Source organism: Novosphingobium profundi (assembly GCF_020524485.1).
Classification (GTDB): domain Bacteria; phylum Pseudomonadota; class Alphaproteobacteria; order Sphingomonadales; family Sphingomonadaceae; genus Novosphingobium; species Novosphingobium profundi_A.
This window is the reverse complement of the sequence record NZ_JAIVLF010000003.1, coordinates 69,341-96,301: the sequence shown is the minus strand read 5'-3', so window position 1 is coordinate 96,301 and position 26,961 is coordinate 69,341. Positions and strand designations below refer to the sequence as shown.

The following is a 26,961-nucleotide window of genomic DNA, read 5'->3' as shown; positions in this document are numbered from 1 at the left end:
TTTCTGGGCCATCCTGGCCCGGGGAAGGTGAGGTCGACAATTCGGGGAGCCCGAGGGCGATGGCCCTCGGATCTATCTTTCTGTTTTCGTGCCTGTTCGGCCACGTGAAGAGGGGGCTCAGGCCGCCTTGGTCTTGAGCGTCATGCCGCCCTTGAACAGCGCGAGCACGCGGCCCTGGACGGGCTGCTTGTCGAAGGGGGTGTTGCCCGCCGTCGCGGCCATCTTGTCCGAATCGACGATCCAGGGGCGGTCGGGGTCGATCACCGCGATGTCGGCCTCGGCGCCCACTTCGAGGCGTCCGGCAGGAACGCCCAGGAGCCTTGCTGGGGTCGCGGCGAGGAGATCGAAGGCGCGGGCCATGTCGATCACGCCGTCGCGCACCAGGTTCATGGTGAGCGGGAGCAGCGTTTCGGCCCCGGCGGTACCGGGCGCGGAATCGGCGAAGGGCAGGCGCTTGTCTTCCGAGCCGCGCGGATCGTGGCCCGAGGCGATGACATCGATGGTGCCATCGCCGATGGCCGTAATCACGGCCTTGCGGTCCTCCTCGCAGCGCAGCGGGGGCGAGAGGTGGGCGAAGGTGCGGAACTGCGCGACGGCCAGGTCCGAGAGCATGAAGTAGCCGGGCGACACACCCGCGGTAACCTTGAGGCCGCGGGCCTTGGCCGCACGCACGAGGTCGAGTCCGGCGCGCGTGGTCACGTTGCGGAAGTGGATGGCCGCGCCCGCCAGCTCGGCCAGGGCGACGTCGCGTGCGATGGCGATGGCTTCGGCTTCGGCCGGCGCGCTGGGCAGGCCAAGGCGCGTGGCGATCTCGCCCGCGGTCGCCACGGCCTTGCCGGTAATGCCGGCGTCCTCGGCGTGGGCGATCACGGTCATGCCCAACATCGAGCAGTACTGCAGGAGACGCAGCATCGTGCCCGAATCGCCGATCCAGCGGCGGCCGGTCGCCACGGCTTTGGCGCCAGCTTCGCGCATGAGTGCGATCTCGGCGAGCGATTCGCCTTTCAGTTCACGCGTCGCGCCGCCCAGCGGGTGGACCCAGAAGTCAGGCTTCCCCGACAGCGCGGCGAAACGCACGCGCGAGGGAATGTCGAGCGGGGTCGGCTGGTCGGGCATCAGCGCGGCGCGGGTGATACCGCCGAAATGGAAAGCGGGCTTGTCGATGGCAAAGACACCCAGATCGACAAGGCCGGGGGTGACGAGGCGCCCGCGCGCGTCGTGGACGGTGTCGCCCTCGCGCGCGGTGACGTCCGGGCCCATCTCGGTGATGAAGCCGCCCTCGGCGCGCAGGGTGCCCTCGGCAATGGTGCCGTCGGCGTGGAGGATGCGCCCGTTGCGGATCGTCAGCGGTGCGTGCTGGCTCATGCCCAACCCTCCATCTTGCGGCCCTTGCGGGTGAGCACTTCGAGGCAGGCCATGCGCATGGCAACGCCCATCTCGACCTGGGTGGTGATCTGCGAGCGGTCGATCATGTCGGCAACGTTGCTTTCGATCTCGATGCCCCGGTTCATGGGGCCGGGGTGCATGACCAGCGCGTCGGGCTCGGCCAGCTTGAGGCGCTCCTGCGAGAGGCCATAGAGGTGGCGGTATTCGCGCGGCGAGGGGATGAACTGGCCCTCCATGCGCTCCATTTGCAGGCGCAGCATCATGACCACGTCCGAACCGGCCAGCGCGGCGTCGAAATCGTGGAAGACCTTGACGTTCATGCGCTCGATGTCGGCGGGCATGAGCGCGGGCGGAGCGCAGACGCGTACGTCCGCGCCCAGCGAGGTCAGGCACAGGATGTTCGAGCGTGCGACGCGGCTGTGCAGGATGTCGCCGCAGATCGTCACGCGAAGGCCGTTGAAGGCGCGCTTGGCGTGGCGGATGGTGAGCGCATCGAGCAGCGCCTGGGTCGGGTGCTCGTGCTGCCCGTCGCCCGCGTTGAGGACCGGGCAGTCGACCTTGTCGGCGATGAGCTGCACCGCGCCCGAACTGGAGTGGCGGATGACGATGGCATCGGCGCGCATGGCGTTGAGCGTCATGGCGGTGTCGATGAGGGTCTCGCCCTTCTTCACGCTGGAGGTGGCGACGGCCATGTTGACGACGTCGGCGCCCAGGCGCTTGCCCGCGATCTCGAAGCTGAGCAGCGTGCGCGTCGAGTTCTCGAAGAAGGCGTTGATGATGGTCAGCCCGGACAGGACGTCGCGGCGCTTTTGCGCTCCCCGGTTGAGTTCGACCCATTGTTCCGCCTCGTCGAGGAGGAACCAGATCTCGTGGGGCGCAAGGCCGGCGATACCGACAAGGCCCTCGTGCGGGAATGCCGCACGGCCTTCGGGATAGGTATATTCTGGAGCTGTCATCGAAGACAGGGCCTTAGGCCCGCTCCCGGTCCCACTCAAGCCCCATTCGCACGACGCTGGTCGGTGTGTGTCGGACACCGGGCGATGAGGCCCTTTCCCAGCTGCGGGCAGGGCGCTAGGTTCGGCCGATTTTATCCGGGAGTTCCAATGCAATTCGCCTCCAAGGTGTGGAAGTTGCTGGTCGGCATCAAGGACGCGCTCGTCCTCCTTTTGCTGATCGGCTTTTTTACGGTGCTGTTTGCCGCGCTGAGCCTGCGCCCGAGCCCGGCAAAGGTGGAGGGCGGCGCGCTGCTGCTCCAGCTCGACGGCGTCCTGGTCGAGGAAAAGAGCACGCCCGACCCCTTCCAGCTGCTGCTCGCGCAGCAGGCGCCGGTGGGCGAATACCCGGTGCGCGACGTCGTGCGCGCGCTGGAGAGCGCAGCAAAGGATGAACGCATCACCGCGGTCGTGCTCGACCTGTCGCGTTTTCTGGGCGGTGGGCAGGTCCACGAACGCGCGGTGGCTGCCGCCATCGACAAGGTGCGCGCGGCGAAGAAGCCGGTGCTCACCTTCGCCAACGCCTACGCCGATGACGGGGTGCTGCTGGCCGCGCACGCGAGCGAGGTCTGGGTCGATCCGATGGGCGCGGCCTTTGTTTCGGGGCCGGGGGGCAACCACCTGTTCTACAAGAACCTGTTCGACCGCTTCGGGGTCAATGCCCATGTCTACCGGGTGGGCACCTACAAGAGCGCGGTCGAGCCCTACCTTCGCGCCGACATGTCGGACGCGGCCAGGGCCAACTACGAGGACATCTATAGCGCGCTGTGGGAGGGCTGGAAGGCCGATCTCGCCAAGGCGCGTCCCAAGGCGAGCGTCGCGCAGATGACGCAGGACCCGGCGGCCTGGATTGCGGCGGGCAAGGGCGATCTGGCCGACGCCTCGAAGGCGGCCGGGCTTGTCGACCGGATCGGAGACAAGACCGAATTCGAGCAGCGCGTCGCGAAGATCGTGGGCGAGGCGAAGGGCAAGGACACGAGCGATCATGCTGCGCGCTATCGCCACACCGCGCTGGCGACCTGGCTCACCGCCAATCCTGCTCCCACCAAGGGGGAGACGATTGGCGTCGTCACGGTGGCGGGCACCATCGTCGATGGCGATGCGGGGCCGGGAAGCGCCGGGGGCGATCGCATTGCGCGCCTGCTCGACGACAATCTCGACAAGGGCTTCAAGGCGCTGGTGGTGCGGGTCGATTCCCCGGGCGGCTCGGCGATGGCCTCCGAGCGCATCCGCCGGGCGATTCTGCGCTACCGCGACAAGAAGATCCCGGTGGTCATCTCGATGGGCAACCTGGCGGCGAGCGGGGGATACTGGGTCTCGACAGCGGGCGAGAGGATCTTTGCCGAGCCCGACACGCTGACAGGCTCGATCGGGGTCTTCGCGGTCGTCACCAGCTTTGAAAAGACGCTGGCGGACCTGGGCATCACATCGGACGGGGTGAAGACTACGCCGCTGTCGGGCGAGCCGGACATCCTGGGCGGTTTCTCCCCCGAAGTGGACGCGCTTTTGCAGGGCTCGGTCGAATCGACCTATGCCAAGTTCCTGAGTGTGGCTGGCAAGGCCCGCGACATGTCCCCCGAAGCGGTCGACGCTGTGGGGCAGGGCCGCGTCTGGTCGGGGCGCGAGGCGATGGAACGTGGTCTGGTCGATGAGATGGGTGGCCTCGATGCCGCGCTGGCCTATGCCGCGAAGAAGGGCGGTGTGGGCAACAAGCCCTGGCACGCGCAGTACCTGGCCGAGCCTGCCGATCCCTTCGACTCGCTCCTGGCGCAGGTCCTTGCCCGTCCCTCGGGCGAAGAGGCGGCGATCTCGGACTACGCCGCGCTGGCCGCGCGGGGCCATGCGCGGCGTCTGGAGCAGGCGGGCCGTGCACTCGAGGCGCTGGCCGGGACCAGCGGCATCCAGGCCTACTGCCTTGCCTGTACGGCCGTGGAAGCCCCCGTTTCCGGCGCGCCCGGGCACTCCCTGTCGGCCCGGTCAACTGGCTTTCGCGGCTGGCTGAGCCTCCTCATGGCCGGGTCGTAAACGAGGCTCTAAAGGCCCGGCAATTCGGCTGGCCCCGTATCGGGGGCATCGGTGTCGGGCCCGGGGAAGGGGGCCTCGTCGGGTACAGGCGCAGGGCCCGGGTCGCTGGGCACGGGCGGGGTTTCGGGCGGTGTCTGGCCGGGCGTATCGTCGGGACGGGTTGCCATCGGGACCTCCTCGCGTTGGCCTCGCCAGGCACGGCGAGGCTTGTCTCCTCGAAGTGGGGAGGGCGGATTTGGCCTGCAAGGGCCTCGGCTGCGGGACGTGCGCGAAGGGCAATGCGACTCGCGGAGCTTGCCCTTTTGCCCGTGGCCTTATAAGGGCACGTCCCTTGAGTTTTAGGCTTCATCCGAATGCGGGCGTGGCGGAACTGGTAGACGCGCCAGATTTAGGTTCTGGTATCGCAAGATGTGGGGGTTCGAGTCCCTTCGCCCGCACCAGTCCGTCGCGCATGGCCGGATGTGGCATGCGAATCGGTCGCGCCCGGCATTTGGCCGTGCACGGCTCCACGGATTGCACAGGAAGGCATTGAGATGCAGATCGTCGAAACCACCAACGAGGGCCTGAAGCGCGCCTACACGGTGACCATCCCGGCCACCACCATCACCGACCGCATCGAGGGCGAGATCAAGAAGATCGCTCCGCAGGTCCGCATGCCCGGTTTCCGTCCCGGCAAGGTTCCCGCCAACCTCGTGCGCAAGATGCACGGTGACGCGATCCACCAGGACATGCTGAACAACGTCATCCGCGAAGCGATGGACAAGCTGGTCGCCGACAACGCGCTGCGTCCCGCGATGAACCCCGACGTCTCGCTCGGCGAAGGCTACGAGCAGGGCAAGGACGCGGAACTGAGCGTTGCGCTGGAAATCCTCCCCGAGATCGAGACCCCCTCGATCGAAGGTCTCAAGCTGGAAAAGCTGACCGTTCCCGTCGCCGACGACGCCGTCACCGAGCAGGTCGAGAAGATCGCCAGCCAGCAGCAGCGCTTCGAAACCAAGGACGGTGCAGCCGAGGACGGCGACCAGGTCATCTGCGACTTCACCGGCAAGCTCGACGGCGAGCCCTTCGAAGGCGGCGCGGCCGAAAAGCAGCCGATCACGATCGGTTCGGGCATGCTGATCCCGGGCTTCGAAGAGCAGCTCAAGGGCATCAAGGCGGGTGACGAGCGCGTCATCACCGTGACCTTCCCCGAGGACTACCAGGCCGCGCACCTCGCCGGCAAGGAAACCACCTTCGACATCGTCGCCCACGAGATCAAGGCGCCGGTCGAGAGCACCGTCGACGACGAGTTCGCCAAGCAGCTCGGCCTCGAAAGCCTCGAGCAGCTCCAGGGCCTCATCAAGGGCCAGCTCGAGCAGGAGACCGCCGGTCTCACCCGCACCGCAATGAAGCGCCAGCTGCTTGACCAGCTTGCCGCCGGTCACGATTTCGACGTGCCGCCCTCGATGGTCGAAGCCGAGTTCAACCAGATCTGGCAGCAGCTCGTCCAGGAAGCCTCGAACGAGGAAGATCCCGAAGCCGCGCTCAAGGAGATCGAGGACGAGAAGGACGATTACCGCAAGATCGCCGAGCGCCGCGTGCGTCTTGGCCTGCTCCTGTCGGAAATCGGCCAGGCCAACGGCGTCGAAGTGAGCCAGCAGGAAATGTCGATGCTGGTCTCGCAGGCTGCCCAGCAGTACCGCCCGGAAGACCGCCAGCGCTTCATGGAATATGTCCAGCAGGACCCCATGATGGCCGCTCAGCTGCGCGCGCCGCTCTATGAGGACAAGGTCGTCGACTTCCTCATCGAGAAGTCGGAAGTGACCGAGCGTGAAGTGACCCGCGAGGAACTCCAGGCCGCGATCGAGGCCGAGGAAGGCGAAGCCGAAAAGGCCGAAGCCAAGCCCGCCAAGAAGGCGCCGGCCAAGAAGGCTGCGGCCAAGAAGGCGGACGACGCCGAAGCCGGTGACGAGCCGGCCGAGAAGAAGGCCCCGGCCAAGAAGGCTCCGGCCAAGAAGGCCGCTGCCAAGAAGACCGAGGACGGCGAAGCCAAGCCCGCCGCCAAGAAGGCGCCCGCCAAGAAGGCTCCGGCCAAGAAGGCCGCTGCCAAGGACGAGGCTGCCAAGGAAGACTGATCGCGTTCGCGGGCCTGGCCCCGCGTTCGATCGGCTCACGAAGGCCCGGCATGGTCGTCATGCCGGGCCTTCTTGCGTCCGGGCTGCAGGCTTAGTTGGCGATGTGCCCGAGGGGACCGTCGCTGGCGATCCAGCCGTAGCCGACGCGCGTCAGCGTGAGTGTGTCGAGCGCGAAGCCCTTGCCGCTCAGGTGGGCCCGGATTCGGGCGGCGGTGAAATGGCTGTCCGGGTCGTGTTCGGCCCAGAACAGGTTGGGGCAGTCGCGCGAAAGGGTGTGGGAGCCTTGCGGGGCGAGCGTGAAGCCCAGGCGCCGGGCGACCTCCCGATAGGCGAAGGGCATGACGCGGGCGTTGTCGGCCGGGGGCATCGCAATGAGATCGGCGTTCCAGTAGGGATCGATGAAGACCCGGGTTGTAGGGCAGGCCGCCTGCACGCGCGCGATGATCCGGCCGGTCCCGTACCAGCTCTCGCGCTCGGCCGCCCACAGGGCGTTGTGGCGTAGTCCGAGGCCGCCCACCACCAGCGCGGCCAGGAACAGCAGACTGGCAAGATGGGTGGGCCAGGCGCGCACCAGACGCGCGGTGCACAGACCCAGGAGAACGGCCAGAACGCCGACGGCGGGGGCCAGATACTTTTCGATCAGGATCGGTCGCAGACCAAGGTGGAGCGCGCTCAGCACCAAGAGCCCAAGTGCCAGTCCCGCACCCAGCAGCAGGGTTGCCGCCGTGAGGGCTGCAAGGCGGCGCGTCCTCCAGATATCGCTGAAGAGGAGGAGCCCGCCCCCCGTAGCGGCGGCAAGCAGCAGCAGATTGGCCTCAAGCGTGCGCTGCAGGGCATAGCGCAGCGTGTCCAGCAGTGGGCCCAGTCCTCCCTCGATCCAGAAATGAGCCGTGTTGGCCCCCCAGTAGCGCGCCTGGATGGCGGTGATCCCCAGAAAGACCGTGCCCGCGATCAGCGGCGGGGGCAGGAGCGCGCGCAGGCGCGGGCCATCGCGCGCCGCCAGCGCCGCGCCCACGAAGGGCACGTAGAGCGCGCCGCACAGCAGCGTCGTCACGATATGCGTATTGAAGGCGAGGAAGGTCGCGGCGAAACCGGTGACAAGGGCAGCCCGGTCGCGGTCCTTGGGAGCGGTCCAGCTGCGCACGAGGCAAAGCGCCAGGACCGCGCCCAGGCACAGCGACAGGAAATAGGAGCGCAGCTCGCTCGCCGTGTGGATTGTCGCGCGCGCACCGAGCAGCACGAGCAAGGCGGCAAGGGCGCTGGCGCGCAACTGCGGATCGCGCTGGACAAGGGTCCACCCGGCAAGCCCGGCGGCGCCAAGGATGGCAAGATGGACGAGCCGGTGGCGCGGGACAGGTCCCAGCCAGGCGCTCGCGCGCATCAGCGCATAGTAGAAGGGGGGATGGTTGTCGCGCAGCCAGCTCGTGCGCAGCGCGTCGCTCCAGCTGCGCGTGGGCAGGGTGACCGCCTGGGTATAGAATTCGTCGTACCAGGGGCCTCGGTACAGGCTGACCCAGGTAATCGCGAAAAACAGGAGGGCAAAGGCGCTCGCCGTGATGAGAGCGTTCCAGGGGATGCGCCCTGCCGCGGGGCGGGCTTTCATTTCGACGTCATGCCGTGTCTCCGGGCCATGTGCGGCAGCCCGGTCTGTACGTTGACCGGAAACTGTGCGGATTCGGTGGCTGCGTCTATGTGGTGGGCAGAGCAGGCAGGCCTGTCAATTTCCCCGGCTTCAGGCGTCCGCGTGCGGGACAGAGCGGGGGCGGTTTCGGCAATTGTGGAGCAATTGTCGCAATCCATACACCGATTGATGGGTTTATGCCCTTGAACATCGGGATAGGGCACGCGAAATAAGGCAGGCAACCAGATGAGGAATCCCATGCTCGACCTGTTTGGCGCGTCAGGCGCTCAAGGAAAATTCACCACCGATCCCGTGACCGGCGCGCTCGTGCCGATGGTCGTCGAGCAGACCAGCCGGGGTGAACGCAGCTTCGACATCTATTCGCGCCTCCTGCGCGAGCGCATCGTCTTCGTGACCGGTCAGGTCGAAGACCACATGGCCTCGCTGATCGTCGCGCAGCTGCTGTTCCTGGAATCGGAAAATCCCTCGAAGGACATCTCGATGTACATCAACTCGCCGGGCGGTGTCGTCACGGCGGGCATGGCGATCCATGACACCATGCAGTACATCAAGCCGCGCATCTCGACCGTGTGCATCGGCCAGGCCGCCTCGATGGGCAGCTTCCTGCTCGCAGCCGGTGAGCCGGGCATGCGCATCGCGCTTCCCAATGCGCGCATCATGGTACACCAGCCCTCGGGCGGCGCGCAGGGCATGGCCTCGGACATCGAGATCCAGGCCCGCGAGATCCTGCGCATGCGTCGCCGCCTGAACGATCTCTACGTGAAGTACACGGGCAAGTCGCTCGACGAGATCGAGAAGGCGATGGACCGTGACACCTTCCTCGAGGCCGAAGAAGCCCTGGCCTTTGGCCTGGTCGACAAGGTCTTCGAGACCCGTCCCGACGCGGACAAGCCGGAGGGCTGATCGCCTCCCGGGCGTGGACAGGGAGGGACCGGAATTGGCGGATCGGTCCCTTCACCCCCTGTCAACGTTGACCGCCTAGGATTGCTAAACCGCCCCCGTCCAAGGTAGACTCTGCGAGTCGCCCGCGATGGGGCCTTTAGATGGAATGCGAAGAAATTGAGCGGATCTGACGCGAAAAGCACCCTGTACTGCAGTTTCTGCGGGAAATCGCAGCACGAAGTGCGCAAGCTGATCGCGGGACCCACGGTCTTCATCTGTGACGAGTGTGTCGAGCTGTGCAACGACATCATTCGCGAAGAGACGAAGGCGGGGATCGCGGGCAAGAAGGATGGCGGCGTGCCGTCCCCCCGCGAAATCTGCGAGACGCTGAACGACTACGTGATCGGCCAGGAGCGCGCCAAGCGCGTCCTGTCGGTGGCTGTCCACAACCACTACAAGCGCCTCAAGCACGCGGGCAAGCAGGGCGACGTCGAGCTGTCGAAGTCGAACATCCTGCTCGTCGGGCCGACCGGCTCGGGCAAGACCCTTCTCGCCCAGACGCTGGCCAAGACCTTCGACGTGCCCTTCACCATGGCCGACGCCACCACGCTGACCGAAGCCGGTTACGTGGGCGAGGACGTGGAAAACATCATTCTCAAGCTGCTGCAGGCGTCCGACTACAACGTCGAGAAGGCGCAGCACGGCATCGTCTACATCGACGAGATCGACAAGATCAGCCGCAAGGCCGAGAACCCGTCGATCACGCGCGACGTGTCGGGCGAAGGCGTGCAGCAGGCGCTGCTGAAGCTGATGGAAGGCACCACGGCCTCGGTCCCGCCGCAGGGCGGGCGCAAGCACCCGCAGCAGGAATTCCTGCAGGTCGACACCACGAACATCCTGTTCATCTGCGGTGGCGCCTTCGCGGGGCTCGAAAAGATCATCGGCGATCGCCTCCAGAAGCGCTCGATCGGCTTTGGCGCGCACGTCGCCGATCCCGACAAGCGCCGCGTGGGCGAACTGCTCCAGAAGAGCGAGCCCGAGGATCTTCTCAAGTTCGGTCTCATCCCTGAGTTCGTCGGCCGTCTGCCGGTCATCGCGACGCTTGAGGACCTCGACATCGCCGCTCTGGTGATGATCCTCAAGGAACCCAAGAACGCACTGATCAAGCAGTACGCCAAGCTCTTCGACCTGGAGGACGTCGAACTGACGTTCACCGACGAGGCGCTCGAGGCGATTGCCCAGAAGGCGATCGACCGCAAGACCGGCGCACGTGGTCTGCGTTCCATCGTTGAAGGGCTGCTGCTCGACACGATGTACGACCTGCCGACCGAAGAGAACATCGCCGAAGTCGTCGTCGATGGTGACGTGGTGGCGGGGCGCAAGGAACCCGTCCGCGTCCTCAAGGGCGACAAGGCCGAGGAAGCCGCCTGACCGGCACGCCTCCCGCCTGAGCGGAAATTCGAAAAGGCCCGGGGATCACAGGATCTTTCCGGGCCTTTTTCATGGAGAGTGGAAAAAGATGCAGATCCGAGGGCCATCGCCCTCGGGCTCCCAATACCGTCTAGCTTACGTCCCGCGCGCCACCTCAAACCGAGAAAGGTGAGGTGGCCGGGTATGGGGTCAAGGGGTGATGACCCCTTGCAAATTTCTCTCTTTCTGAGCCTTAGCGCCCTTCCATCTGCGGTCCGGCAATGGCCACCGCGCGGGGAGGCGGCGTATCGTGAAGCGGCTCGGGGGCATCGTCCAGACGGGCCTGACGGATCACCTTGCCGTCCTGCGTGACGGTCATCTCCTGCGAGGTCGTGGTCTTCAGTTTCCACCCGTCTTCGCCGTGGATCCAGGTGTCCTCGGCCAGCGCGATCATCTCCATCGCGTGCCCGCGCACCTGTGCGCTGGCGGTCATGGTCTGGCGCACCCTCGCTTCCTTGCCATCGAGGGTCAGGGCCTTGATCGTGGTGCGGGTGTCGCGGTTGGGATCGGCGGGGGCATCCTGCACCTCGGCGATCATGGCCTTGGCATCAAGCGTGCGTCCGCTGAGTTCGGTGCTGGTGAAGCCGGGGGCAAGCAGGGCCTCGATGCCTGGGGCTGAGCGCTGCTCCATTGCGTGCCTGAGCTCGTCGTAGCGCTGCTGAAGTTCGGCACGTGCCATGTCGGCCTGCAGGGCGGGCGCGTCCGGGGAGGTCGCGGCAAGGCTGGCGCCGCTGGGCACGGCGAGGCCGAGAAGAGCGCAGCTGGCAAGCAACGACTTTGCGGAAATCAACGGCATGGACGGGCGGCTCCTTGAACAGCTTCGCGCATCGGTGCGCCAGAACGGCACAACCGGGTGGGAGCTGCAATGCGCCAGATGGGGCGCGGTGCCGCGTGTGCCGACGAGGCGGCCCGCCTTTGCGTCAGACCGTGTCGGGGCTTGCCAGCGCGCAGCTCTCGGCGTGCCCGGTCTCGATCTGGATCGTGGGATGGCCGATGCCGAAGTCGTGCGCCAGCTGCTCGGCGAGGACGGCGAGAAACGCGTCGTCGGCGGGGCCATCGGGCTTGACGAGGTGAGCGGTGAGCGCGGTTTCGGTGGTGCTCATCGGCCAGACGTGAAGGTCGTGGACATGGCTGACACCCGGTTGGCTTTCAAGCAGGCGGCGGACCCTGGCGATGTCGATGCCATCGGGCACGGCGAGCATACCCATGCGCAGCGAATCGCGCAGGATGCTCCAGCTCGACCAGGCGATGACCAGCGTGATGACAAGCGAGGTGATAGGATCGAGAAGGGCGATGCCGGTCGCCCAGATGAGGCCGCCCGCGATGACCACGCCGGCCGAGACGGCGGCGTCGGCCATGAGATGGACAAAGGCGGCGCGCAGGTTGAGGTCCGACTTCGAGCCCTTGGCGAAGAGCAGCGCGGAGAGCGCGTTGATGGCAATGCCGATGGCCGCCACCACCATCATCGTGGTGCCCGCGACCTGGGCGGGCTCGAACAGGCGGCGCAGGGTCTCGACCAGGATCGCGCCGACCGTGCCCCACAGCAGTGCCGCGTTGGCGATCGAGGCCAGGATGGACGAACTCTTGAGGCCGTAGGTGTAGCGCTCGGAGGGAGGGCGGGCGGCGAGGATGGCCGCGGCCCAGGCCAGCAGCAGCGAAACCACATCGGTCAGGTTGTGCCCGGCATCGGCGAGAAGCGCGATGGAACCGCTGACGAAGCCCGCGATGGCCTCGACGATCACGAACACCACGTTGAGACTGACGGCAATGGCAAAGGCCATGTTCGCGCCGCCCGGGGGAGGGCCGTGATGGTGGTGATGGCCGTGCCCATGCCCATGCCCATGCCCATGATCGTGACTATGGGAATGTCCGTGGTGCCCATGGGCGTGCGGAGGTGTGGCTAAGGTCTCGTGTTCCATCGCAAATGTGTCTCTCATGCCACGCCCGGGCGATTCAACTGTTGTTGTAACATGTCATTCACAATTCTCGCTTTCTCCAGACGGCGGATAAGAGAACTTGCCTCGTGACATTTTTGCCGCAGTGCAAAAATGTACGTTAAAAAATAATCTATTAAAAACAATATCTTGTTTTGGTCATTTGGATGATAACGCTCGCCACGTTGCAAAATTGCGCCGTTGCAGCAGCAAATGGCTCCCAACCGTCAGAAAGCTGTCATATGTCACTGCGCATAGCCACCGCAGCGCATGCAGTGGCTCACAAATCCCATCGCATGTTGAATTTACCCAGTCTGACACCTTCAGGGGGCACTGATGAAGTTTAGTTCTGTTCTCAACACCGCGACGAGCGCGCTTGCCGTCGGTGTTGCTTTCCTGGCCGTCCCGGCCTTCGCGCAGTCGACCGGTTCGGTCGACTTCGAAGAGGACGCGATCGTCGTTACCGGCCTGCGCGCCGAAGACGTCGCCGGTCTCGAGATCCCCGCGACCCCCAAGGCCAAGCAGGTCCTGACCGCCGAGCAGATCCAGCGCGCGCGTCCGGGTCAGACGATCAACGACATCATCAACCTGGTGCCGGGCGTCAGCTTCCAGAACAACGACCCCTGGGGCTCGATGGGTGGTGGCTTCACCATCCGCGGCTTCGGCGCGGACCGCGTGTCGCAGACCCTCGACGGCCTGCCGCTCAACGATTCGGGCAACTACGCGCTCTACACCAACCAGCAGGTCGACACCGAGATCCTGGAATCGGTGAACGTGAACCTGGGCGTGACCGACGTCGACAGCCCGACCGCGTCGGCTTCGGGCGGTACCGTCAACATCCGTACCCGTACCCCGGGCGATGATTTCGGCGTGTTCACCACCATGACCATCGGTGACGTGCTGTCGCCGGGCAGCTACTCGGACAGCCTCTACACCCGCGTGTTCGGCATGGTCGACACCGGCGATTTCACCGGCGTTGGCACCAAGGCGTTCATCTCGGCGAGCTACCAGAACTACGGCGTTCCCTACAATCCGTACGGCCGCGTCGACAAGACCCAGCTCAACGCCCGTCTCTACCAGGACCTGGGCAGCAACGGTGACTTCATCTCGGTGGCCGGCCACTGGAACCAGAACCGCAACAACTTTGCCGGTTCGGAAAACGTCAACGACCTGCTGGACTACTACGACGGCAACATGAGCAAGCGTGATCGTTTCTCGATCTACGCCAAGGACGCCGAAGCTCCCTATCCCTGCTCGGTTCCGGCCGGCCAGGTCTACGGTGCGGGCGGCATCGCCGGTGAGAGCGAGCGCTACGACGACCGCAACGGTTGCGGCGCGCCCTTCTACCGTCGTTACAACCCGTCCGACACGGGCAACATCCGCGGCTCCTCGCGCTTCACGCTGGCCGACGGCCTGCTGCTGACCGTCGATCCGAGCTACCAGTACGTCAAGGCCAACGGTGGTGGTCCCGACGACCTGCGCGAAGCTTTCTTCACGGTCGACGGCGTCAACTACACCGGCGCGTTCAACGGCGGCTACTACTTCGGTCGTGACCTCAACGGTGACGGCGACATGCTCGACCGCGTTGCTGGCAACGATCCCAGCCAGACCCGCACCGACCGCCTCGGCGTGATCGCCAACCTGATCTGGGAAATCAACGACGACCACCGTGTCCGCGTTGCCTACACCTGGGACCGTGCGCGTCACCGTCAGACCGGCCAGATCACCCCGATGCTGGCCAATGGCGAGCCGAGCGACGTCTTCGCAATCGACAACGCGCTGCTCGACCTCAACGGTGAGGAAGTGAACAAGCGTGACCGTCTGTCCTGGGCGATCCTGCACCAGGTCTCGGGCGAATACCGTGGTACCTTCGGTGACTTCACCGCCGTTCTGGGCCTGCGCGCGCCGTTCTTCACGCGTCGCCTGAACCAGAACTGCTACACCACTTCGATCAGCGGCTATGTCGACTGCCCGACCCCGGGTCAGGACATGACGGCCTACGAAGCGGCCAACCCCGACTACGCCCGTCCGCAGTCGCGCAAGTACACGTACGACAAGCTGCTCCCGAACGTCGGCTTCACGTACAACTTCCTGCCGACCGCCTCGGTCTTCGCGAACTACGCCAAGGGCCTTTCGGTCCCCGGTACCGACCCGCTGTACGACTCGCTCTACCTGCCCGACGGCGACTTCGCCCGTCCGGTTCCCGAGACGACCGACAGCTTCGACGTCGGCGTTCGCTACCGTGAAGGCCGTATCACCGCGCAGCTCGCAGGCTGGTACACGCAGTACAAGAACCGCCTGGCTTCGGCTTTCGACCCCAACGCCAACAACGGCGAAGGCGCGACCGTCTACCGTAACCTCGGAACGGTCGACAAGTGGGGCGTCGATGGCTCGATCGCTTATCAGCCGACCAGCAACTCGCTCATCTACATCTTCGGTTCGTACAACGACTCCGAGATCCAGGATGATGTCGTGTCCTCGGACGGTGTCATCGCTACGGCTGGCAACATGGAATCGGGTTCGCCGAGCTATTCCTACGGTGCTCGCGGCCAGGTCTCCTTCGGGGCTCTGGAACTGGGTGGCCAGGTCAAGCGTACCGGCAAGCGTTGGCTCGATGATGCGAACACCCAGCGTGTCCCGGCCTACACGCTCGTCGACCTCGACGCGCGCCTGATCATCGGCGAAGGCCCGACGGGCGGCGATGTTGCACTGCAGCTCAACCTCACCAACCTGTTCGACGAATACTACGTCGGCTTCTTCGGCGGTTCGCTGAACGGCGAGAGCTTCGCCCAGATCGGCGCTCCGCGTGCGGGCAGCCTGGCGCTTTCGGTCGGCTTCTGATCTGATCGATCAGGCCGAACGGCACGAAAAGAAGGGGAGGGGCTTTCGGGCCTCTCCCTTTTTTTGTGCCCTGTCAGGGTCAGCTGAAAGTGAAGATCAGGCTAGCCTCTTGATCCCGGACATCGGCGACCTCACCCGTCTCGGCGGTGGTGGCCGGAGAGCCCCAAGGTCGACAGTTCGGGGAGCCCGAGGGCCATGGCCCTCGGAACTATCCTCTTATCTTTTCAGCTCAGTAGCGATGCGCTGCGGTTCGCGGCCAGGGCCTTACTCGTAGACACAGGCGTCGAAGCCGCTGTTACGCACCGTGCCGATGCGCGCGGAGATCGTGTTGCCATAGCGGCGGGTAAAGCCCGCCGGGTTCTTCACGCTGCGGGTCTTGGGGCTGGGGAGGGCGGCGGCCATGCGCGCGGCCTGGAGCGGCGTGAGGCTGGCGGCGGACTTGCCGAAATAGCGCTGCGCGCCTGCTTCCACGCCGTAGGTGCCGATGCCGGTTTCCGCGACGTTGAGGTAGACCTCCATGATCCGGCGCTTGTCCCAGAGGTGCTCGATCAGGAAGGTGAACCAGACTTCCAGGCCCTTGCGCGCATAGCGGCTCCAGCCTTCGCCCTGCCACAGAAACACGTTCTTGGCGGTCTGCTGGCTGATTGTCGAGCCACCGCGCAGGCGTCCGCCTTCGGCGTTGCGTTTCATCGCGTTCTCGATGGCCTCGGTGTCGAAGCCGTTGTGGGTGCAGAACTTTCCGTCCTCGGCCGCGATGGCAGCGGCGACCATGTTGCGGTCGATGTCGGAAAGCGGTGTCCAGTCCTTGGTGATGCCGTTCGAATCTGTGAGCATGGTGATCGTCACCGGCACCGGCACGAAGCGGTAGAGCAGGGTGATCCCCGCGCTCAGCAGCAGGAAGGCAAACACGATCTTGAGGAGCAGACGCATCGAGGTAGGGGCTTTCCGCGTGGGAGAGAAACGAATGCGGGTGATAAACGCGCGCTGCAGGAGCGTCCAGCGCCGCGCGTGCGGGGCGGAGGGCTGAGCCTAGTTGGGGACAGGTTCCAGCTGGCCGAGATCACGCGGCGCATCGTTACCCGGCGCGGCGAGGACCACGCGGTCGCGGCCTTCATGCTTGGCGCGGTAGAGCGCGGCGTCGGCCTTGCGATAGAGATCGCGGAAGACTTCCCCGGGTATGGCGGGGCAGACGCCGATGCTGACCGTCATGGCAAGGCCGGGGACGGGAGGCAGGACGGTGCCTCCGGCATCGGGATCGCCGGGCCGCGCGGCGGCCATGGCGCGGCGTAGGTCCTCGGCGATCATGGCCGCGCGAAGCGCTGCGGGCCCGCTCAGGAGCAGGGCGAACTCTTCACCGCCCAGGCGCGCGGCGATGCAACGCGCGTTTTCGCGCGCCGCAAGAGTGCGCGCGAGTGCGACCAGCACATCGTCCCCGGTGTCGTGCCCATAGGTGTCGTTAATGTGCTTGAAGAAGTCGATGTCGAGCAGCAGCAGCGCGGCGACCTCGCGCCCGTGGGTGACTTCGGCGAGGATCGGCTCGATCATCTCGATGAAACCGCGCCGATTGCGCAGCGAGGTCAGCGGGTCGCGGCGGGCCAGTTCGCGGGCCTGGGCCTCGGCGCGCCGGGCGGCGGCGTGCTCCTGGCGCAGGCGCGCGTGGGTGCGCGAGGCGGCGGCGGCCAGCCACAAGGTCTGCCAGGCCGCGGCGAAGATGACCATGAGCTGCGGGCCGCCGCCGCGGAACAGCGTGCTCGAGCCGACGAAATCGGCCGTGCTGAGAAGGATGATCGGGAAGATCCAGGCGGTCGCGAAGTTGCGGGCCTCGGGCGACCCCTTACGCCAGGCGAAGGCAAGGCAGCCGCCCACGCTCAGCATCGTCAGCATCAGGAGCACGCCGATGATCGCGGCGAGCAGGTCGACAGGGCCGGTGCGGATAAAGGAGACGGGAAGGCCGAACAGTGAACACAATGTCGCCAGGGTCAGCACCGTGCGGCGCACGAGGCGGGGGACGTCGTGCGAGCCGATCGAGGTGATCGCGCTGAAGGTCGCGCAGGTAATGGCAAGGCAGGCAAGGGCCGAGCACAGCTGTGCCGAGAAGGCGCCAGCAAGGCCGGGCACGAGCATCAGGTGTGCCTGCGACCAGACCGTGCCCCACAGCAGCATTCCCCCGGACCAGGCCGCCTGCCAGAGCGGGAACTGGCGCCGCAGCGAGACGGCGAGGACCGCGTTGTAGAGCGTGCCGATCAGGAGGAGCGTCAGCGCACCACCGACCCACAGAGCCAGGGTGGTCGTCCGGCTCGCGGCCTCGTCGCGTCCTGTCAGACGCAGGCGCAGCATGTCCTGGCTGGCCAGCCGGGTGAAGTGGAGGACGATGTCCTGAAGCGGTGCCGTGCGTACCGGCGGCGCGAACTCGAGCTGGCCGCCGATGCGCCAATGCCCCGCAAAGTCCCCGTTGCGCACGCTCTCGCGCTCGCGCGTTCCATCCGCGTAGAGGAAAGTGACGTCGAGCCGGTCGAAACGCGAGTAGTGTACGAGGAGTGCAGGTTCCTCGGCAATGTCAGCGGGCAGGTCCCGGGCGGGGATGCGCAGCCACAAGCTGCCCTCCTGGTAGGCTTGCGGTGTGCCCGCGCATGCAAATTCGGTCGGAAGCGTATCTGCGGACTTTGGCTGAGGGCTGGTGGCATGGCACAGATCCCCCCCATTGAAGACCTGCGCCTGCGCCTGCGCAGGCGACAGGCCCGCCAGCAGTGCGGCTCCAAATAAGGCCAAGAGGGTTACGCACAGCGCCCGGGTAATGCGCAAGACAGTCAACATCTTACGCGAGTGCCTACACACTCCTCCAAGCGTTGGCTAGGCAAAGGCAGGCTTAACCCTGACCTACAGACATGAAAAAGGCCGGGGATGCCCCGGCCTTTTCGTTTCTGGTGTCCCGAGCTGAGTGCGCAGATCAGGCCGCGGGCAGAAGCTGCTTGTCGGTGGCGATGCGGTTCATCGCCTTTTGCAGCTTCTCGAAGGCGCGCACTTCGATCTGGCGCACGCGCTCGCGGCTGACGTTGTAGACCTGGCTCAGTTCCTCAAGCGTCTTGGGGTCTTCCGACAGGCGGCGCTCGGTGAGGATGTCGCGTTCACGCTCGTTGAGCGCGTCCATCGCCTCGACCAGCATGTCGTGGCGCACGGTCTTTTCCTCGGCCTCGGCGACGATCTCGTCCTGCAGTGGATTGTCATCCTGCAGGATGTCCATCCACTGGCCTTCGCCTTCCTCGCGCAGCGAGACGTTGAGCGAGGCGTCGCCCCCCATCATCATGCGGCGGTTCATGTTGACGACCTCGGTCTCGGACACGCCCAGCGTCGTCGCGATCTTGGTCACGTCGTCGGGGCGCAGGTCCGAATCCTCGTAGGCGTCGAGATTCTTCTTCATCCGGCGCAGGTTGAAGAAGAGCTTCTTCTGCGCGGCGGTGGTGCCCATCTTCACAAGGCTCCACGAACGCAGGATGTACTCTTGAATCGAGGCCTTGATCCACCACATAGCATACGTGGCAAGTCGGAAACCGCGATCGGGTTCGAACTTCTTCACGCCCTGCATGAGGCCGATATTGCCTTCGGAGATGAGCTCGGAGACGGGCAGGCCATAGCCGCGGTACCCCATCGCGATCTTCGCGACGAGGCGCAGGTGACTGGTCACGAGCTGGGCTGCGGCGTCGGAATCTTCATGTTCCTTGTAGCGCTGGGCGAGCATGTATTCCTGCTCGGGCTTGAGCACCGGGAACTTGCGGATCTCGGCGAGGTAGCGGTTGAGGCTCTGCTCACCGCCCAAGGCCGGGATTGCCGGTAGGTTTCGTTGGGTGTTGCTCACAGTTTCCGTCCTTCTTTTCGGTCGGCGCGCGGTCTAAGACCCTTCGCTAGGCATCTTAACTTGCGGCCACCTGTTCATCATAGCACACAAATCCGATTTCAGAGTCGCAATTCGTCGATCAGGGTCCGCATGTCGTCGGGCAGAGCGCTCGCGAAATGCTCGTTGTTACCTGTAACGGGATGGACGAAGCCGAGTTCCGCAGCGTGGAGAGCCTGCCGCGAAAAAGCGAGTCGGGATAGGAGGGCCCGGAGGGGCTTTGGTGTGCGTCCATATACAGGATCACCCAATAGCATGTGCCCGATTGACGACATGTGAACACGCACCTGGTGGGTGCGGCCCGTCTCCAGGCGGCATTCGATCAGGCTGGAGTGAGCGAGATTTTCCAGCGTGCGGTAATGGGTGACGGCGTGCTTGCCGCGTCCGTCCTCGACAATCGCCATCTTCTTGCGGTTCTGGCTCGAGCGCGCGATGGCGCCGCGCACGGTTCCCGCAGGCGGGATCGGGCGTCCGGCCACGACCGCCTTGTATGCCCGGGTGATCGAGTGATCGGCGAACTGGGCGGCCAGGCCTTCGTGTGCACGGTCGGTCTTGGCGACGACCAGGAGCCCGGAGGTGTCCTTGTCGATGCGGTGGACGATGCCTGGGCGCGCCACGCCGCCAATGCCTGAGAGCTGGCCCCGGCAATGGTGCAGGAGCGCGTTGACGAGCGTGCCGTCGGGATTGCCCGCGGCCGGGTGGACGACGAGCCCGGCGGGCTTGTCGATCACGATCAGCCACTCGTCCTCGAAGACGACGTTGAGCGGGATGTCCTGCGCGATCGCCTCGGCGGGCGCGGCCTGGGGTACGGCAATCGCAAAGGGCGTTCCCGCGGCCACCTTCACCGAGCCTTGGCCCGCGGGCTTGCCATCCAGCGTGACATGGCCTTCGGCCAGCAAGGCTTTCACGCGCTCGCGCGAGAGACCGCTCGCCTCGGCCAGCGTCTTGTCGAGGCGGCCTCCGGGCGGCGGGATAAGTCCTTCGAGGATGTTTTCGCCACGCTCCATGGGCGCTAGCCTTCGGCCATGGATATCGACGTGACAAGAGAGGTGCTCGAAACGCTCCACAGGCTGGCCGCGGCCGCGCACCCGCACGAATGCTGTGGGCTGCTGCTCGGCGCGCCCGGCAGCCCAAGGGCGGGGGAGGGCCGCGAGAGCATCGTTGCTGTTCAGGAGAGTGCGAATGTCGATCCCGACCCGGCGATCCGATTCGCGATCGATCCGCTGATTCTCCTTGAGGCGCACAAGGCCGCGCGCACGGGTGGTCCCCCGGTGCTGGGCTACTACCATTCGCACCCTACGGGAAAACCGGCGCCATCCGTCACGGATTGTGAACATTCCACCGGCGATTGTCGCATATGGGCGATCGTTGCAGGAGGCGATGTTGCTTTCTGGCGCGATCGTGGGAATGGCTTCGATCCGCTCGCCTTCCAGGAGGTGTGAGGCCGCGCTCTTTACTTCGCGCCCGGCCTCTCCATCTGGAGGGACCATCCATCACGTCCCCCCGCGCCTTCGCGACACCAAAAACGGAAAGACGATCATCATGACGACGAGTTCGCTCGACCTTGCCAGCCTGCTGTGTTCGCGCCTGTGCCATGACATGCTGAGCCCCGTGGGGGCGCTGTCGAACGGGCTGGAACTGCTCGCCGACGAGAAGGACCCGGAGATGCGCCAGCGCTGCTTCGAACTGCTGGAGCAGAGCGCGCGGATCTCGGCGGACAAGCTCAAGTTCTTCCGTCTTGCCTATGGCGCAGCGGGTGGTTTCGGCGAGCATGTCGCGGTGGCCGAGGCGCGCGCGCTGGTCGATGCGCTGGTTGCCAGCAACGCGCGCATCACCGTCAACTGGCAGGTCTCCTCCGATGCGCTGCCCAAGAGCGCGATCAAGACGCTGCTCAACTTTGCCATGTTCGGGATCGAGGCGCTGCCGCGTGGCGGCACACTGGACCTCGCGGCCGAGTGGCGCGCGGGCGAGGCGGGCGGACACACCGCCGAGATCGTCGTGCGCGCGGCGGGCCCGCGGATCGCCTTTGATGCGGCGGTAGGGCGCGCCCTTGAAGGAACGCTGCCCGAAGAGGAACTGACCAGCCGCACCGCGCCCGCCGCGATGCTGCACCAGCTTGCGCAAGGGGCGGGCGGGCAGATGCAGTTTGCCATCGAGGAGGATGCCCTGATATTGGGAGCCGTGCTGGTCGACGCCTGAGCCCTGAACGTGGTGGCGCAGGTCTCGGGGGCGGCACCTGTATGATGGCGCGAAGGAGTGATGGGCGACGATGAACCGATGGCTGGTCAACAGGTTCGTGCAATCGCCCAACTGGAACGAGCGCAAGCGCCCGATCCGCATGGTCGTCCTGCACTACACCGGAATGCAGAGCGCCGAGGAAGCCCTCGAGCGCATGTGCGATCCGGCCGCCGAGGTCTCGGCCCATTACATGATCGACGAGGAGGGGATCGTCACCTCGCTCGTCTCCGAGGAGAACCGCGCCTGGCACGCGGGGCGCTCGTACTGGCGGGGCGAGAGCGACGTGAACTCCGCCTCGATCGGGATCGAGCTGGTCAATCCGGGGCATGAGTGGGGCTACCGTCCGTTCCCCGAAGCGCAGATGGATGCGCTGCTGCCGCTTCTCGCCGACATTCTGGAACGGCACGATATCCCGCGCGCCAATGTGGTCGGGCATTCCGACATCGCGCCCGCGCGCAAGCAGGACCCGGGCGAACTCTTCGACTGGGGGCGGCTTGGGGATCTGGGCCTCGCGCTCGAGATCCCGGCGGCGCGCATGAACCTGTTCTACGACAATCCGGGCAAGTTCTACCTCGCGCTTGAACGCTTCGGCTACGACATCACCGATGGGCGCGCGGCGGTCACCGCGTTCCAGCGCCGCTGGCGCCCCGGGCTCATCGACGGCGAGATTGACGGGGAAATCGGCGGCATCCTGTTCGAACTCCTGTTGGAGCGCGACACCGGCCGTGCTAGATGAGCGCCCGTGCCGGGGAGCCGGGCAGCCGCGGGTAGGTGTGTCGTTTCATCGAAACACCTGCGCGAGGAAAGTCCGGGCTCCACGAAACAAGGGTGGCGGGTAACACCCGCCGGACGAGTGCGGTTTTCAGGCCGTGCGAAGTTCAGGGACAGTGCCACAGAGAGCAGACCGCCGATGACCCCCGCTTCCTTGTGGAGTGACGGGAACAGGTAAGGCTGAAAGGGTGCGGTAAGAGCGCACCGCGCTGCCGGTGACGGTAAGCGGCATGGTAAACCCCACCCGGAGCAAGACCGAATAGGGACTGCGCGCCATCTTGAATGGCCGGTCGGTTTCGGACCGAGGCAGTCCGGGTTGGTTGCTTGAGCGCATCCGCAAGGGTGCGCCTAGAGGAATGGCTGCCGCCGCGGCGTAAGGTCCCTCCTGAAAGGGAGACCACGCCAGGCACAGAACCCGGCTTACAGGCTCCCTGGCACACGCGTTTTTCCGGACGCTGCGAGGCCTTCTCAGGCTGCGACCGTGGCGCCTATGGGATGGTTCTCGTGCGTCCCGTCTTCGGCAGTGAGGTACCAGCGTTCGGTGCCCTCGATCCCGACGGCGGTCAGCGTGCCGTGAACATAGGCGCCGGTGTCGATGCCCAGGCGATTGTCGCGCTCATCCGGTTCCTCGGTGATCGTGTGTCCATGAACCACGAAGCCCCCGAAGTTGCCGGTATGGCTGAGGAAGGGCTCGCGAATCCAGCGGCAGTCGCTGCCCAGCTGGGTTTCGATGGAGACGCCCGGGCGCAGCCCTGCGTGGACGAAGATGTAGTCGCCAATGCGCACGAGCTTTCGGAAGCTGCGTATGAATTCGAGATCCTGCTCGGGAATGGCCCGGCGTGCCGCATCCCGCAGTTCATCAATCTCCATCTCGGCGATCGATTCGGCGGCAAGGCCGTAGGAGACCAGAGTTTCCAGGCCGCCGAAGCGCAGGAAACTGCGCAGCGCCTTGCTGTCCTCGAGGCTGGTCAGGAGCATTTCCTCGTGGTTGCCGCAAAGGATCTCGACGTGCCGCTCCTTCGTCAACTGGCGCGCGCGCGCCAGGACCCCGGCGCTATCCTGGCCGCGATCGATCAGGTCGCCCAGCAGAACGAGCGTCGTCTGGGCAGGTCCACGCGTGGCTTCGTCGTGCGCGATCGTTTCGAGCAGCTTCTCGAAAAGGTCGAGGCGCCCGTGGATGTCGCCGATCGCGTAGACACGCTCTCTATGCGGCAGCGAGGGCCTTTGCGCGGGTGTCGGATTGGCGAAGAGTTTTCGAAGTTTTCCAAGCATGGGCCTGACATAGATACGTTTGCAGTCTGGGAGGGGCAAGAGTGGGTTGATCCATAGTGGCGTACGTGTCGGGCATGTGGCCGCGAAGACGCACCTTGATGGCTTTGGTCTTGGTCGCCGCGGTGTGATTGGCTAGAGCAGGTGGCGAGCGCGGCGTGCGGCCCGAGCGGCAGGGGAGACTCCCCCTGTTCGGACGCTCCGTGCAGCTCTTCTCCCTCCAGACCAAGGATAGCTTTTCTCGTGACCCGCTACCTCCACACCATGATCCGGGTGACCGACCCCGATGCCACGATCCGCTTCTTCAATCTCATCGGCCTTGAGGAAACCCGCCGTATCGAAAGCGAGCAGGGGCGCTTCACGCTGATCTACCTCGCGCCCAAGGGGCAGGAGGAAACCGAGGTCGAGCTGACCTGGAACTGGCCCAACGCGGATGGGACGCCCGCCGAGACCTACACCGGTGGCCGCAATTTCGGTCACCTCGCCTTCCAGGTCGAGGACATCTACGCGACCTGCCAGACGCTGGCGGATGCGGGGGTGACTATCAACCGCCCGCCGCGCGATGGCTGGATGGCCTTCGTGAAGACTCCGGACGGGATCTCGATCGAATTGCTGCAGGATGGCAAACTCGAGCCCAAGGAACCCTGGCTCAGCATGGAGAACACCGGCTCCTGGTAATAGAGAGCCTGAAAAGGGGAGGCGGCCGAACAGGTTTCGCCTCCCCTTTTTCCTGTAAGGGTTAACTTTCCTTCATATCCCATATTACGGGTATGATATTAACCAGTCTGGCCTAGGCTTTTCCCTAAGCATTGAGGGGGCGGTGCATTTGCGCGCCAACGTGCCCAAACGTGCGACGGGGGTGATCGTGGCGGAACTGGAAGCTGTGAACACGGTAGTGGCCTGGCTCGCGACCTTCGAGCGGGAACTCCTTCTGTTCTGCGCGTTCTGGTTCGTGCTGGGCGCACTCGATGACCTTCTGGTGGATGGCCTCTGGGTCGCCATCAAGCTTCGCGGCAAGGCGCGCGAGGGTTCGATCTCGGAGCTTCAGGCCCGTGCCCCGCTACGCGCAGAGGCGGCCATTCTCATTGCCGCCTGGCACGAAGAGCAGGTCATCGCGCATACCATCCGGCATGCGCTCGGCGCCTGGCCGCAACAGGGCTACATTCTCTACATCGGCTGCTACGCGAACGATCCGGGCACCATCACGGCGGCGATGGCGGCGGCAGGCGGCGATCCGCGCGTGCGTGTGGTGATCCATGCCAGCGCCGGTCCCACGACCAAGGCCGATTGCCTCAATCGCCTCTACGCTGCGCTGTGCCTCGACGAGCAGCGCCGCGGCACGCGCTTTGGTTTTCTCGTGCTCCACGATTCTGAAGACATGGTCCACCCGGCCGAACTGGCCGTCTATGACCGGGCACTGGCTACAGCAGACTACGTGCAGTTGCCGGTACGTCCCGAGCCGGTGCGCGGGTCGCGCTGGGTCAGCGGCCATTACTGCGACGAGTTCACCGAGTCCCATGCCAAGGGGATGGTCGTGCGCGATGCTCTGGGCCTCGGGATCCCGGCGGCGGGGGTGGGATGCGCCTTTGACCGCGCGATGCTGGATCGCATCGCCAAGGTGCGCATGGCTGCCCAAGCGCAGGGCCCCTTTGCCTGCGAATGCCTCACCGAAGACTACGAGATGGGGCTGCTCGTGCAGCGTGAGGGGGGGCGCTCGCGGTTCCTGCGGGTGCGCGATGCCGATGGTGAACTGGTGGCGACACGGGCGTGCTTCCCGGCCAGCTTGCAAGCCTCGGTCCGGCAGAAGACGCGCTGGATTCTGGGGATCGCCTTCCAGGGTTGGGACCGGCTCGGCTGGGATGCGCGGCTGCGCGATGCCTGGATGGTCCTGCGTGACCGGCGCGGACCTCTGTCCGCGCTCGTACTGGCCTGTTCTTACGCGCTGCTCCTGACCGAGACGCTTCTGGCCGGGGCCTGGCTGGGCGGCGTCTATACCCGCGCGCCTTTCCCGCCGCTCCTGGAGGGCCTGCTGTTGGTGTGCCTATGGGCGTTTGCCTGGAGGGTGGCGAACCGGTTTGCCTTCACCGCGTCCGAATATGGTCTTGGCGAAGGGCTTTGCGCGATTGCCCGGATACCGGTGGCGAACGTGATCGCGATCATGGCCGGTCGCCGGGCCCTTGCCGCCTATGTGCGCAGTTTGCAGGGCACCATGCCGACCTGGGACAAGACCCAGCACGCCGAGCACGCGGCCCATCACGGGAGAGCGGGCGCATGACCGCGGCGAGGCGCAACCGGGGCCAGCCCCTCGTCGTGTTCGTGGCCCTTGTTGCCGGGTGGCTGGGGGGACGCGTGGCCGCGTTGGACCCGGTCTCACTTCTGGCGGTGAGCGCGCCGCGTACCGTGACGACGGGGCCTGATCGGGGCGCCTCGTCCGAGGCGCATCCGGTTGGCGAGGGCGTGCCCCTTCGGCTAGCAGGGCCCCAGTCGTTTGCGCGGATCGATCCTGCGCCCGGCGGATCGGAGAGGGAGGGGCAGATGCCCGCCGGGATCGACCTTGCCGAACTCGTGACGGTCCTGCTCGACACGCGCCGAGTTACGCTGGCCGCGCACAGGGGACCTGTTCGCGCGGCTCTCCCGCAGGAGGGAGGCGCCAGGGCAGGCTCGGGCACGCTGGGGCCAGGCAGTGGGGAGGGGTACTATCTCGCGCCTGGCCGCATGGGGTTTGGCGAGGGGGATCCCATGCCGCCCGGCTACGCTCCGGCGCCCTCCGGCGGTGCTTCGTCTAAAGCGAAGGCGGCCGCCACGCCCGGCACCGCGCAGGACGCGGCGCGCGAGGGGCGGGTAAAACCACGACGCTGGTCAGCCGATGCCTGGGCCCTCGTGCGCGGAAAATCGGCGAGCGGGCTAGGCGCCGCGCCCCTGCCTCCCACGTATGGCGGGAGCCAGGCAGGGGCGGTCCTGCGGTACCGGCTGGCGCTCAAGAGCGCTCTGCAGCCCCAGCTCTACATGCGCACGACGTCGGCGCTGGGCGAGGTGTCCGAAACCGCCGCCGCGCTTGGCGTATCGGCACGGCCCGTGCCGGGACTCCCCCTCGATGCGGCGCTGGAGGGGCGGCTGGTCAACGGGATCGGTGGCAACCGGGTCCAGGCCGCGGCGATGGTGACCACGCGCTTCGCGCCGCTGCTTTTGCCGGGTGACCTCCGAGCGGAGGCTTACGGGCAGGCGGGCTACGTGGCCGGTACGTACGCGACCGCGTTCGGGGACGGCCAGGCGCGTCTCGACAAGGGTGTCGTGAGGGTCGGCAAGGTTGAGGCGCGGCTGGGCGGCGGTGTCTGGGCGGGCGCCCAGAAGGGGGCCTGGCGGGTCGATGCAGGCCCCTCGGCGATGATCACGATGCCGCTCAACAAGAGGATGTTCGGGCGCCTCGCGCTCGACTGGCGTCAGCGCATGGCTGGCGATGCCGAGCCCGGCTCGGGCCCTGCCATAACCCTGTCGGCAGGTTTCTGAG

22 protein-coding genes, 1 tRNA gene and 1 other RNA gene are annotated in these 26,961 nt (G+C 65.9%); 13 read left to right on the top strand and 11 right to left on the bottom strand.

Annotated features, from left to right (window positions below):
- Nucleotides 1-117 precede the first annotated feature (117 nt).
- Together LC060_RS06710 and LC060_RS06705 are read right to left on the bottom strand one after the other, a co-directional pair.
- The gene (locus LC060_RS06710; RefSeq protein ID WP_226633855.1) at nucleotides 118-1,365 is read right to left on the bottom strand and encodes a dihydroorotase; all 1,248 of its coding nucleotides are present in this window, start codon (nucleotides 1,363-1,365) and stop codon (nucleotides 118-120) included.
- Nucleotides 1,362-2,342 carry an aspartate carbamoyltransferase catalytic subunit gene (locus tag LC060_RS06705; RefSeq protein WP_226633853.1) on the bottom strand — a complete coding sequence of 327 codons (981 nt, stop codon included), beginning with the start codon at nucleotides 2,340-2,342 and terminating at the stop codon, nucleotides 1,362-1,364. Before LC060_RS06705 ends, LC060_RS06710 begins: the two co-directional genes overlap by 4 nt.
- 147 nt (nucleotides 2,343-2,489) lie before the next feature.
- On the opposite strand from LC060_RS06705, the gene sppA reads away from it, so the two are divergent.
- Nucleotides 2,490-4,403, top strand: coding sequence for a signal peptide peptidase SppA (gene sppA, locus LC060_RS06700; protein ID WP_226633851.1), 1,914 nt, complete (start codon nucleotides 2,490-2,492; stop codon nucleotides 4,401-4,403).
- 8 nt (nucleotides 4,404-4,411) lie between these two features.
- Here sppA and LC060_RS06695 read toward each other — a convergent pair whose 3' ends face one another.
- A complete protein-coding gene (locus LC060_RS06695) occupies nucleotides 4,412-4,570 on the bottom strand; it encodes a hypothetical protein (protein WP_199904381.1) in 159 nt (52 codons plus the stop codon).
- A gap of 188 nt (nucleotides 4,571-4,758) precedes the next feature.
- Here LC060_RS06695 and LC060_RS06690 point away from each other — a divergent pair.
- Nucleotides 4,759-4,843 (top strand) — tRNA-Leu (locus tag LC060_RS06690).
- Between the two features lie 93 nt (nucleotides 4,844-4,936).
- A complete protein-coding gene (gene tig, locus LC060_RS06685) occupies nucleotides 4,937-6,517 on the top strand; it encodes a trigger factor (protein WP_226633849.1) in 1,581 nt (526 codons plus the stop codon).
- A 91-nt stretch (nucleotides 6,518-6,608) separates the two neighbouring features.
- On the opposite strand, the gene LC060_RS06680 is transcribed toward tig, so the two are convergent.
- Entirely contained in the window at nucleotides 6,609-8,120 is a 1,512-nt protein-coding gene (locus tag LC060_RS06680) for a hypothetical protein (protein WP_226633848.1), read from the bottom strand.
- Nucleotides 8,121-8,396: 276 nt separating this feature from the next.
- Here LC060_RS06680 and clpP point away from each other — a divergent pair, with 276 nt between their 5' ends.
- Together clpP and clpX are read left to right on the top strand one after the other, a co-directional pair.
- Nucleotides 8,397-9,062 (top strand): ATP-dependent Clp endopeptidase proteolytic subunit ClpP, encoded by a 666-nt coding sequence (clpP, locus tag LC060_RS06675; protein WP_039391357.1) that lies wholly within the window; start codon nucleotides 8,397-8,399, stop codon nucleotides 9,060-9,062.
- A gap of 111 nt (nucleotides 9,063-9,173) precedes the next feature.
- Nucleotides 9,174-10,472 (top strand): ATP-dependent Clp protease ATP-binding subunit ClpX, encoded by a 1,299-nt coding sequence (gene clpX, locus LC060_RS06670; protein ID WP_319005418.1) that lies wholly within the window; start codon nucleotides 9,174-9,176, stop codon nucleotides 10,470-10,472.
- Nucleotides 10,473-10,704: 232 nt separating this feature from the next.
- Here the strand turns inward: clpX and LC060_RS06665 are convergent, their stop codons facing one another.
- Complete coding sequence (locus LC060_RS06665; RefSeq protein WP_226633844.1) at nucleotides 10,705-11,307, bottom strand: nuclear transport factor 2 family protein; 603 nt, start codon at nucleotides 11,305-11,307, stop codon at nucleotides 10,705-10,707.
- Nucleotides 11,308-11,431: 124 nt separating this feature from the next.
- Nucleotides 11,432-12,430, bottom strand: a complete 999-nt coding sequence (locus LC060_RS06660) for a cation diffusion facilitator family transporter (RefSeq protein ID WP_226633842.1) — start codon at nucleotides 12,428-12,430, stop codon at nucleotides 11,432-11,434.
- Nucleotides 12,431-12,781: 351 nt separating this feature from the next.
- Here LC060_RS06660 and LC060_RS06655 point away from each other — a divergent pair, with 351 nt between their 5' ends.
- Nucleotides 12,782-15,286 carry a TonB-dependent receptor gene (locus LC060_RS06655; protein WP_226633840.1) on the top strand — a complete coding sequence of 835 codons (2,505 nt, stop codon included), beginning with the start codon at nucleotides 12,782-12,784 and terminating at the stop codon, nucleotides 15,284-15,286.
- Nucleotides 15,287-15,550: 264 nt separating this feature from the next.
- Here LC060_RS06655 and mtgA read toward each other — a convergent pair whose 3' ends face one another.
- From mtgA to LC060_RS06635, 4 genes are all read right to left on the bottom strand, one after another.
- On the bottom strand, nucleotides 15,551-16,216 hold the full coding sequence (gene mtgA, locus LC060_RS06650) for a monofunctional biosynthetic peptidoglycan transglycosylase (protein WP_226633838.1): 666 nt from the start codon (nucleotides 16,214-16,216) through the stop codon (nucleotides 15,551-15,553).
- 99 nt (nucleotides 16,217-16,315) lie between these two features.
- On the bottom strand, nucleotides 16,316-17,881 hold the full coding sequence (locus LC060_RS06645; RefSeq protein ID WP_226633837.1) for a sensor domain-containing diguanylate cyclase: 1,566 nt from the start codon (nucleotides 17,879-17,881) through the stop codon (nucleotides 16,316-16,318).
- A gap of 352 nt (nucleotides 17,882-18,233) precedes the next feature.
- The gene (gene rpoH, locus LC060_RS06640) at nucleotides 18,234-19,139 is read right to left on the bottom strand and encodes an RNA polymerase sigma factor RpoH (protein ID WP_148629156.1); all 906 of its coding nucleotides are present in this window, start codon (nucleotides 19,137-19,139) and stop codon (nucleotides 18,234-18,236) included.
- Nucleotides 19,140-19,237: 98 nt separating this feature from the next.
- A complete protein-coding gene (locus tag LC060_RS06635) occupies nucleotides 19,238-20,182 on the bottom strand; it encodes an RluA family pseudouridine synthase (protein ID WP_226633835.1) in 945 nt (314 codons plus the stop codon).
- An 18-nt stretch (nucleotides 20,183-20,200) separates the two neighbouring features.
- Between LC060_RS06635 and LC060_RS06630 the strand changes: the two genes are divergently transcribed.
- The 4 genes from LC060_RS06630 (at nucleotide 20,201) to rnpB (ending at nucleotide 22,623) form a co-directional block, all read left to right on the top strand.
- Nucleotides 20,201-20,617 carry a M67 family metallopeptidase gene (locus LC060_RS06630; protein WP_226633833.1) on the top strand — a complete coding sequence of 139 codons (417 nt, stop codon included), beginning with the start codon at nucleotides 20,201-20,203 and terminating at the stop codon, nucleotides 20,615-20,617.
- 100 nt (nucleotides 20,618-20,717) lie between these two features.
- Nucleotides 20,718-21,374 (top strand): histidine phosphotransferase family protein, encoded by a 657-nt coding sequence (locus LC060_RS06625; RefSeq protein ID WP_226633831.1) that lies wholly within the window; start codon nucleotides 20,718-20,720, stop codon nucleotides 21,372-21,374.
- A 70-nt stretch (nucleotides 21,375-21,444) separates the two neighbouring features.
- Nucleotides 21,445-22,149 carry an N-acetylmuramoyl-L-alanine amidase gene (locus LC060_RS06620; protein ID WP_226633823.1) on the top strand — a complete coding sequence of 235 codons (705 nt, stop codon included), beginning with the start codon at nucleotides 21,445-21,447 and terminating at the stop codon, nucleotides 22,147-22,149.
- A 9-nt stretch (nucleotides 22,150-22,158) separates the two neighbouring features.
- An RNA gene (gene rnpB, locus LC060_RS06615) (RNase P RNA component class A) lies at nucleotides 22,159-22,623 on the top strand.
- Nucleotides 22,624-22,652: 29 nt separating this feature from the next.
- Here rnpB and LC060_RS06610 read toward each other — a convergent pair.
- Complete coding sequence (locus LC060_RS06610; RefSeq protein WP_226633821.1) at nucleotides 22,653-23,456, bottom strand: metallophosphoesterase; 804 nt, start codon at nucleotides 23,454-23,456, stop codon at nucleotides 22,653-22,655.
- A 240-nt stretch (nucleotides 23,457-23,696) separates the two neighbouring features.
- On the opposite strand from LC060_RS06610, the gene LC060_RS06605 reads away from it, so the two are divergent.
- From LC060_RS06605 to LC060_RS06595, 3 genes are all read left to right on the top strand, one after another.
- The gene (locus LC060_RS06605) at nucleotides 23,697-24,131 is read left to right on the top strand and encodes a VOC family protein (protein ID WP_039391371.1); all 435 of its coding nucleotides are present in this window, start codon (nucleotides 23,697-23,699) and stop codon (nucleotides 24,129-24,131) included.
- A 142-nt stretch (nucleotides 24,132-24,273) separates the two neighbouring features.
- Entirely contained in the window at nucleotides 24,274-25,728 is a 1,455-nt protein-coding gene (locus tag LC060_RS06600; protein WP_319005409.1) for a glycosyl transferase family protein, read from the top strand.
- Nucleotides 25,725-26,960, top strand: coding sequence for a hypothetical protein (locus LC060_RS06595; protein WP_226633819.1), 1,236 nt, complete (start codon nucleotides 25,725-25,727; stop codon nucleotides 26,958-26,960). Before LC060_RS06600 ends, LC060_RS06595 begins: the two co-directional genes overlap by 4 nt.
- Nucleotide 26,961: the final 1 nt, after the last annotated feature.

Bases quoted from the DNA above. Each gene is read 5' to 3' on its own strand.
- clpP (WP_039391357.1), top strand. From the start codon at position 8,397: ATGCTCGACCTGTTTGGCGCGTCAGGCGCTCAAGGAAAATTCACCACC.
- LC060_RS06625 (WP_226633831.1), top strand. From the start codon at position 20,718: ATGACGACGAGTTCGCTCGACCTTGCCAGCCTGCTGTGTTCGCGCCTG.
- LC060_RS06610 (WP_226633821.1), bottom strand. From the start codon at position 23,456: ATGCTTGGAAAACTTCGAAAACTCTTCGCCAATCCGACACCCGCGCAA.
- LC060_RS06595 (WP_226633819.1), top strand. From the start codon at position 25,725: ATGACCGCGGCGAGGCGCAACCGGGGCCAGCCCCTCGTCGTGTTCGTG.
- mtgA (WP_226633838.1), bottom strand. From the start codon at position 16,216: ATGCGTCTGCTCCTCAAGATCGTGTTTGCCTTCCTGCTGCTGAGCGCG.
- LC060_RS06710 (WP_226633855.1), bottom strand. From the start codon at position 1,365: ATGAGCCAGCACGCACCGCTGACGATCCGCAACGGGCGCATCCTCCAC.
- LC060_RS06660 (WP_226633842.1), bottom strand. From the start codon at position 12,430: ATGGAACACGAGACCTTAGCCACACCTCCGCACGCCCATGGGCACCAC.
- LC060_RS06695 (WP_199904381.1), bottom strand. From the start codon at position 4,570: ATGGCAACCCGTCCCGACGATACGCCCGGCCAGACACCGCCCGAAACC.
- LC060_RS06705 (WP_226633853.1), bottom strand. From the start codon at position 2,342: ATGACAGCTCCAGAATATACCTATCCCGAAGGCCGTGCGGCATTCCCG.
- LC060_RS06665 (WP_226633844.1), bottom strand. From the start codon at position 11,307: ATGCCGTTGATTTCCGCAAAGTCGTTGCTTGCCAGCTGCGCTCTTCTC.
- LC060_RS06620 (WP_226633823.1), top strand. From the start codon at position 21,445: ATGAACCGATGGCTGGTCAACAGGTTCGTGCAATCGCCCAACTGGAAC.
- LC060_RS06680 (WP_226633848.1), bottom strand. From the start codon at position 8,120: ATGAAAGCCCGCCCCGCGGCAGGGCGCATCCCCTGGAACGCTCTCATC.
- LC060_RS06635 (WP_226633835.1), bottom strand. From the start codon at position 20,182: ATGGAGCGTGGCGAAAACATCCTCGAAGGACTTATCCCGCCGCCCGGA.
- LC060_RS06655 (WP_226633840.1), top strand. From the start codon at position 12,782: ATGAAGTTTAGTTCTGTTCTCAACACCGCGACGAGCGCGCTTGCCGTC.
- sppA (WP_226633851.1), top strand. From the start codon at position 2,490: ATGCAATTCGCCTCCAAGGTGTGGAAGTTGCTGGTCGGCATCAAGGAC.
- tig (WP_226633849.1), top strand. From the start codon at position 4,937: ATGCAGATCGTCGAAACCACCAACGAGGGCCTGAAGCGCGCCTACACG.
- LC060_RS06630 (WP_226633833.1), top strand. From the start codon at position 20,201: ATGGATATCGACGTGACAAGAGAGGTGCTCGAAACGCTCCACAGGCTG.